The sequence below is a fragment of the Micromonospora sp. CV4 genome (genome assembly GCF_003667455.1).
In the GTDB taxonomy this organism is placed as follows: domain Bacteria; phylum Actinomycetota; class Actinomycetes; order Mycobacteriales; family Micromonosporaceae; genus Micromonospora.
Map to the genome: position 1 here is coordinate 1 of NZ_RCVI01000288.1, position 5,481 is coordinate 5,481.

7 protein-coding genes are annotated in these 5,481 nt (G+C 72.5%); 1 reads left to right on the plus strand and 6 read right to left on the minus strand.

Features of this window, described 5'->3' with window-relative positions; genetic code table 11:
* Nucleotides 1–54: 54 nt before the first annotated feature.
* From EAD98_RS19160 to recO, 3 genes are all read right to left on the minus strand, one after another.
* Nucleotides 55–240, minus strand: a complete 186-nt coding sequence (locus tag EAD98_RS19160) for a hypothetical protein (protein WP_121655421.1) — start codon at nt 238–240, stop codon at nt 55–57.
* Between the two features lie 69 nt (nt 241–309).
* On the minus strand, nt 310–1,086 hold the full coding sequence (locus EAD98_RS19165; RefSeq protein ID WP_121655422.1) for an isoprenyl transferase: 777 nt from the start codon (nt 1,084–1,086) through the stop codon (nt 310–312).
* Nucleotides 1,087–1,118: 32 nt separating this feature from the next.
* Nucleotides 1,119–1,994, minus strand: a complete 876-nt coding sequence (recO, locus tag EAD98_RS19170; protein WP_121655423.1) for a DNA repair protein RecO — start codon at nt 1,992–1,994, stop codon at nt 1,119–1,121.
* A 102-nt stretch (nt 1,995–2,096) separates the two neighbouring features.
* Here recO and EAD98_RS19175 point away from each other — a divergent pair, with 102 nt between their 5' ends.
* The gene (locus EAD98_RS19175; RefSeq protein WP_121655426.1) at nt 2,097–2,906 is read left to right on the plus strand and encodes a DUF4097 family beta strand repeat-containing protein; all 810 of its coding nucleotides are present in this window, start codon (nt 2,097–2,099) and stop codon (nt 2,904–2,906) included.
* On the opposite strand, the gene EAD98_RS19180 is transcribed toward EAD98_RS19175, so the two are convergent.
* From EAD98_RS19180 to EAD98_RS19190, 3 genes are all read right to left on the minus strand, one after another.
* A complete protein-coding gene (locus EAD98_RS19180) occupies nt 2,893–4,059 on the minus strand; it encodes an acyltransferase (protein WP_121655424.1) in 1,167 nt (388 codons plus the stop codon). The genes EAD98_RS19175 and EAD98_RS19180 overlap by 14 nt on opposite strands.
* 165 nt (nt 4,060–4,224) lie before the next feature.
* Entirely contained in the window at nt 4,225–5,130 is a 906-nt protein-coding gene (gene era, locus EAD98_RS19185) for a GTPase Era (protein WP_121655425.1), read from the minus strand.
* Nucleotides 5,127–5,456, minus strand: a complete 330-nt coding sequence (locus tag EAD98_RS19190) for a cytidine deaminase (RefSeq protein ID WP_121655427.1) — start codon at nt 5,454–5,456, stop codon at nt 5,127–5,129. Before EAD98_RS19190 ends, era begins: the two co-directional genes overlap by 4 nt.
* Nucleotides 5,457–5,481: the final 25 nt, after the last annotated feature.

The following is a 5,481-nucleotide window of genomic DNA, read 5'->3' on the forward strand; positions in this document are numbered from 1 at the left end:
AACGGGGGCGCCGCCCGCACTGGTGTGCGGGCGGCGCCGGGAGGGGTTGGGGTGCTACCAGAATCGGCGGCGCTTGGCCTTTTGGGGGCGGATCAGGTCCGCGCCCCGGGTCAGCAGTCGGGTCGCCCCGGAGGGACCACGCCGGGCCTCCAGGGTGTGGCTGAGTCGGCGGGCGCCGGCCGCGGCCAGCGGCACCGCGATCGCCATCACCGCCCACTGTGCGATGCGCTTCTGGATCATGTGGGTTCACCTCCGTCAGTGGCTCCTGAGAGGGGTGATACCCAGCGTGACGTGCCGGTAAGCCTCGCCTCAGCCCACCGGGGCGACCGGGTTGGGCAGCGCGCCACCGAACCGCCGGTCGCGCTGGGCGTACAGCTCGCACGCGTACCAGAGGTGACGGCGGTCGAAATCCGGCCAGAGCGTGTCCAGGAAGACCAGCTCGGCGTACGCGGTCTGCCAGAGCAGGAAGTTGGAGATCCGCTCCTCGCCCGACGGGCGCAGGAACAGGTCCACCTCCGGAATCTCCGGGTGGTAGAGGTACTTCGCCACGGTCTTCTCGGTGACCTTCGCCGGGTCCAGCCGGCCGGCCGCCACGTCCCGGGCGATCGCGGCGGCGGCGTCGCCGATCTCCGCCTGACCGCCGTAGTTGACGCAGAACTGGAGGGTCAGTGTCGAGTTGCCGCGGGACATCTCCTCGGCGGTCTGCAACTCGGAGATGACGCTCTTCCACAACCGCCCGGGCCGGCCCGACCAGACCACCCGTACGCCGAGGTCGACCAACTGGTCACGGCGGCGGCGGATGACGTCCCGGTTGAACCCCATCAGGAACCGCACCTCGTCGGGTGAGCGCCGCCAGTTCTCGGTGGAGAACGCGTACGCCGACAGGTAGGGGATGCCCATCTCGATGGCGCCCTCGATGGTGTCGAAGAGGCTGTGCTCCCCCGCCTCGTGACCCTTGGTGCGGGGCAGGCCGCGTTCCTTGGCCCACCGACCGTTGCCGTCCATCACCACGGCGACGTGCTTCGGCACCGCCTCGGTGGGCAGCGCCGGCGGCCGGGCGCCCGACGGGTGCGGTGTCGGCGGCATCGGCTCACGCCGGCCGGCCCTCATCGATCGGATCACTCGGCTCTCTCCCTGCTCGCACCGTCCGCCCCGGCCTCCACGTCGCCGTGCGGCCGGAGCATCGCGGCCCCGGCGTCGCCCGACGGCGGGACCGCGCCGGCCGCCGAGGGACCCCGGTCGACCAGCGGCAGCGAGCGTAGCGCGCGTTCCAGGTGCCACTGCAGGTGAGCCGCTACCAGCCCACTGCACTCCCGGCGTACGCCGGACTCGGTGGCGTCGGCGAGTACCCAGTCGCCGGTGGTCAGCGCGGACATCAGGTCGATGGTGGCCGGCGCGGGATGGGCCGCGCCGGGCGGCCGACAATCCGGACAGACCGCGCCGCCGGCCGGCACGGAGAACGCCCGGTGCCGCCCCGGTGTGCCGCAGACCGCGCACGCGGTCAGCGCCGGCGCCCAGCCCGCGAGGGCCATCCCGCGCAGCAGGTACGCGTCGAGCACCAGGGTGGTGGCGTGCTCGCCGCGGGACAGCGCCTTCAGCGCGCCCACGGTGAGCTGGAACAGCCGCAGCGACGGCTCCCGCTCCACCGGGGTCAGCCGCTCGGCGGTCTCGGCGATCGCGCTGGCCGCCGTGTAGCGGGGATAGTCCCCGAGGAACCGCTTGCCGTACAGGTCGATGCCCTCGACCTGGCTGACGGTGTGCAGCGAGCTGCCCAGGTTGCCCTTCGGGTCACCGGCGAGCTGGAGGTCGACGTGGCCGAACGGCTCCAGCCGGGCACCGAACTTGCTGGTGGTGCGCCGGATCCCCCGGGCCACCGCGCGCAGCCGGCCGTGCCGGCGCGTCAGCAGTGTGATGATCCGGTCGGACTCGCCGAGCTTCTGCACGCGCAGCACCACCGCGTCGTCGCGGTAGAGCTGTCGGCGGTACCCGGCCATCGGACCATTCTCCCTCGGGGTGTGAAATCAGGGTCGGCTCGGGGTGGATGCGCGGAGGAACCCCGATGCGGCGGGCCCGTGACCGGCCGTAGCGTGCTCGCCATGGCACTGCACCAGACCACCGCTGACCTCCGCCGTCGCGCCGCCGCCCCGGTCGCGCTGGGGCTGACCACCGCGCTCATCCTGCTCGCCGGGTGCGACAACCTGTCGTTCCGCCGACTCGACTACGACAACACCGAGACGGTGAAGATCACCGGGATCCGGGTGCAGGGCGGATCGGGCGATGTGGTGGTCCGGGGCACCGGCCCCGCCGGGGAGGCGCGGATCAAGCGGGTGGTGCGCTACCAGGGCGGCGAGCCGGACAACGCCCGGTACGAGATCGAGGGCAGCGAGCTGGTGCTGGACACCGACTGCGGCTCGCGGTGCAGCATCTCGTACGAGGTGACCGTGCCGGAGGGTGTGGCCGTGCAGGGCGAGGTCGGGTCCGGCAACATCGAGCTGAGCCGGGTCGGCACGGTGGAGCTGCGGTTGGGCTCGGGCGATGTGCGGGTCGCCGACGCCTCCGGCGCGCTCGAGGTGGAGACCCGTTCGGGCAACATCGACGTGAGTGAGACCAGTGCGGCGGTACGGCTGCGCGCCTCGTCCGGGGACATCACGGCGCGCCGGCTGGGCGGCACCGTCGACGCCGAGGCCAGCTCCGGCAATGTCACCGTCGAGCTGGACAAGCCCGCCTCCGCCCGCGCACACGCCTCCAGCGGGGACGTCACGCTGCTGGTGCCGTCGGGCAGCTACCGGGTCCGGTCCAACGCCGGTTCCGGCGACGAGAACGTCAGCGTCGCCGACAACCCGGCGGCGTCCCTGGTGCTCGACGGTTCGGCCGGCAGCGGCAACGTCACGATCAGCCAGCGCTGACCTCGACCGGGGCCACCTCTTCGGCCACGCGCTGCGCCGGCACCACCGCCCGTCCGACGTTCTCCCCCGCCGGCCCGGCGCCGGACCGGACCGCCGGGTCGGCGCCGGACCGGACCGCCGGGTCGCCGGCGCGAGTTGTCGATCCGGCGGGGTGCGACCGGCCGCCGGGCACCAGCTCCGGCGGTCGCCGGGCGGCGAGATCCTCGACCCAGCCGACGGCCAGGGTGACCAGCCCCACCAGCACGAAGACCAGCAGCACCCGGACGGCCAACCCGAGCGGATCCTGGTGGGACCAGCCGACCACGTCCACCAGCGGGGTGAGCGCCACCACGAAGGGCATGTGCCAGAGGTAGACCGTGAGCGCGCGCCGGTTGACCACGGTCACCGCCCGGTCGGCCAGCCGGGTACGCCCCAGCCAGGCGATCCCCTCCGGCGCACGACCCAGGACGATCAGGATGAACGCCGCCGACCAGAGGGCGTTGCCCAGATGGTTGTCGTTGAGGTCGTACCCCCGTGGGCCCGGATGCGTCATGATCCAGGCCCCGCCGCCCACCGCGAGCGCCAGCGCCAGCGGATAGAGCACCCGGCCGGCGAGGCGGCGCAGCATCCCGGCGTGGTGGGCGAAGCCGAGGAGCCACGCGCCGAAGTAGAGCCCGAACTCGCGCAGCACCGGCGGCGCCGGGTAGATCCCCGCCTCGACAGCCACCAGCAGGAGGTACGGGGCGAGCAGGGTGGGCAGCGGGGCGCGCCGGAACAGCCAGAACGCGACCGGCGAGGCGAGTACGAACCAGAGGTAGTCGCGCAGGTACCAGATGACGCTCAGCGCCAGCGCGCCCCAGTGGTTCGCCGGTGGATCGGCGATCGGGAACAGCCACAGCAGCAGCCGGGGCGACACCGGTAGCCCGGTGAACAGCATGGCCGGTACGAAGATCACCGCCAACACCCACAGCGACGGCAGCAACCGGCGCAGCCGGCGGCCGACCGCCGCCGGTCCGGAGCGGGTCAACGAGGCGGCCATCAGCGAGCCGGCCAGCGCGAACATCACCGACATGGCCGGGAAGACGAGAGTGAGGGTCGCCCACCCGGTGACGTGGTAGACGACCACCCGGACGATGGCGAGGAAACGGAGCAGATCGAGGTATCTGTTGCGCATCAGCCTGCATCTGGGTCGGGGACGCCGGGCGTACCTCCCCTACCCTTCGCGGCCGCGGCGCCAAACGGCCGGCACCCCGACCAAACGTGACATTGCCCCTCGACCCGACCGAAGATGATCACCCTCCCGGTCCGACCGGATGCCCGGCCGGACCGGCGGGGTCGGTCAGAAGCCCAGCTTGCGCAGCTGCCTCGGATCGCGCTGCCAGTCCTTCGCCACCCGTACGTGCAGGTCCAGGTAGACCCGACCGCCGAGCAGCTCCTCGATCTGCCGGCGGGCGGTGGTGCCGACCTCCTTGAGCCGGCTCGCCTTGTGACCGAGAACGATGGCCTTCTGACTGGGCCGTTCCACGTACAGGTCGGCGTAGATCTTCATGACCTGACCCTCGGGGATCATCTCCTCCACCACCACGGCGATGGAGTGCGGCAGCTCGTCACGGACCCCCTCCAGGGCGGCCTCGCGGATCAGCTCCGCGACCAGCACCTGCTCGGGATCGTCGGTCAGCATGTCGTCCGGGTAGAGCTGCGGTGACGACGGCAGGTAGCTGGTCATCACGTCGACCAGTGTGTCCACCTGGTGCCCGGAGACCGCGCTCACCGGCACGATCTCGGCGAACTCCCCCATCCGGCTCACCGCGAGCAACTGCTCCGCCAGGCGACGCTTGTCGACCAGGTCGGTCTTGGTGACCACCGCCAGCACGGTCGCCTTCAGCCCGGCCAGCTCACCGGTGATGAACTTGTCGCCCCGCCCGACCGGTTCGTTGGCCGGGATGCACAGGCCGATCACGTCGACCTCGGTCCAGGTCGACCGGACCAGGTCGTTGAGGCGCTCGCCGAGCAGCGTACGGGGGCGGTGCAGGCCCGGCGTGTCGACCAGGACCAGCTGCGATTCCGGCCGGTGCAGCACGGCCCGGATGACGTGCCGGGTGGTCTGCGGCTTGTTCGAGGTGATCGCGATCTTGGTGCCGATGATGGCGTTGGTCAGCGTGGACTTGCCGGCGTTGGGCCGGCCGACGAAGCAGCCGAACCCGGCCCGGTACGGGCGGCCGTCCGGGTCCTGGACGGGGCTCACTGCGTCACCGTGCCGAGCACGGTGCCGTTCGGCGCCGCCACGTGGATCGGCGCGTCCACGGCGAGGTCGCGCACCGCGGCGTGCCCGGCGCCGTCCAGCGTCGACGCCTCGGTCACCACCACCGCCGCCTCCAGCCGGCTCGCCCCGGCCGCCACGGCCGAGGCCACCGCCAACTGCAACGCCGTGAGAGTCAACGAGGGCAGCGCGACGCTGGCCGCCGCGTACGTCCGGCCGTCCTGGTCCCGGACCGCGGCGCCTTCGACGGCACCGACCCGACCACGGGCTCCCCGGGCCAGGACGACCAGCTTGCCGTCCTCGGCGCTCAGCGGGGCCGGCGCGGTGGGGGTGGGC

Coding starts and splice junctions, on each gene's coding strand:
- EAD98_RS19160 (WP_121655421.1), bottom strand. CDS start 240: ATGATCCAGAAGCGCATCGCACAGTGGGCGGTGATGGCGATCGCGGTG.
- EAD98_RS19165 (WP_121655422.1), bottom strand. CDS start 1,086: ATGCCGCCGACACCGCACCCGTCGGGCGCCCGGCCGCCGGCGCTGCCC.
- recO (WP_121655423.1), bottom strand. CDS start 1,994: ATGGCCGGGTACCGCCGACAGCTCTACCGCGACGACGCGGTGGTGCTG.
- EAD98_RS19175 (WP_121655426.1), top strand. CDS start 2,097: ATGGCACTGCACCAGACCACCGCTGACCTCCGCCGTCGCGCCGCCGCC.
- EAD98_RS19180 (WP_121655424.1), bottom strand. CDS start 4,059: ATGCGCAACAGATACCTCGATCTGCTCCGTTTCCTCGCCATCGTCCGG.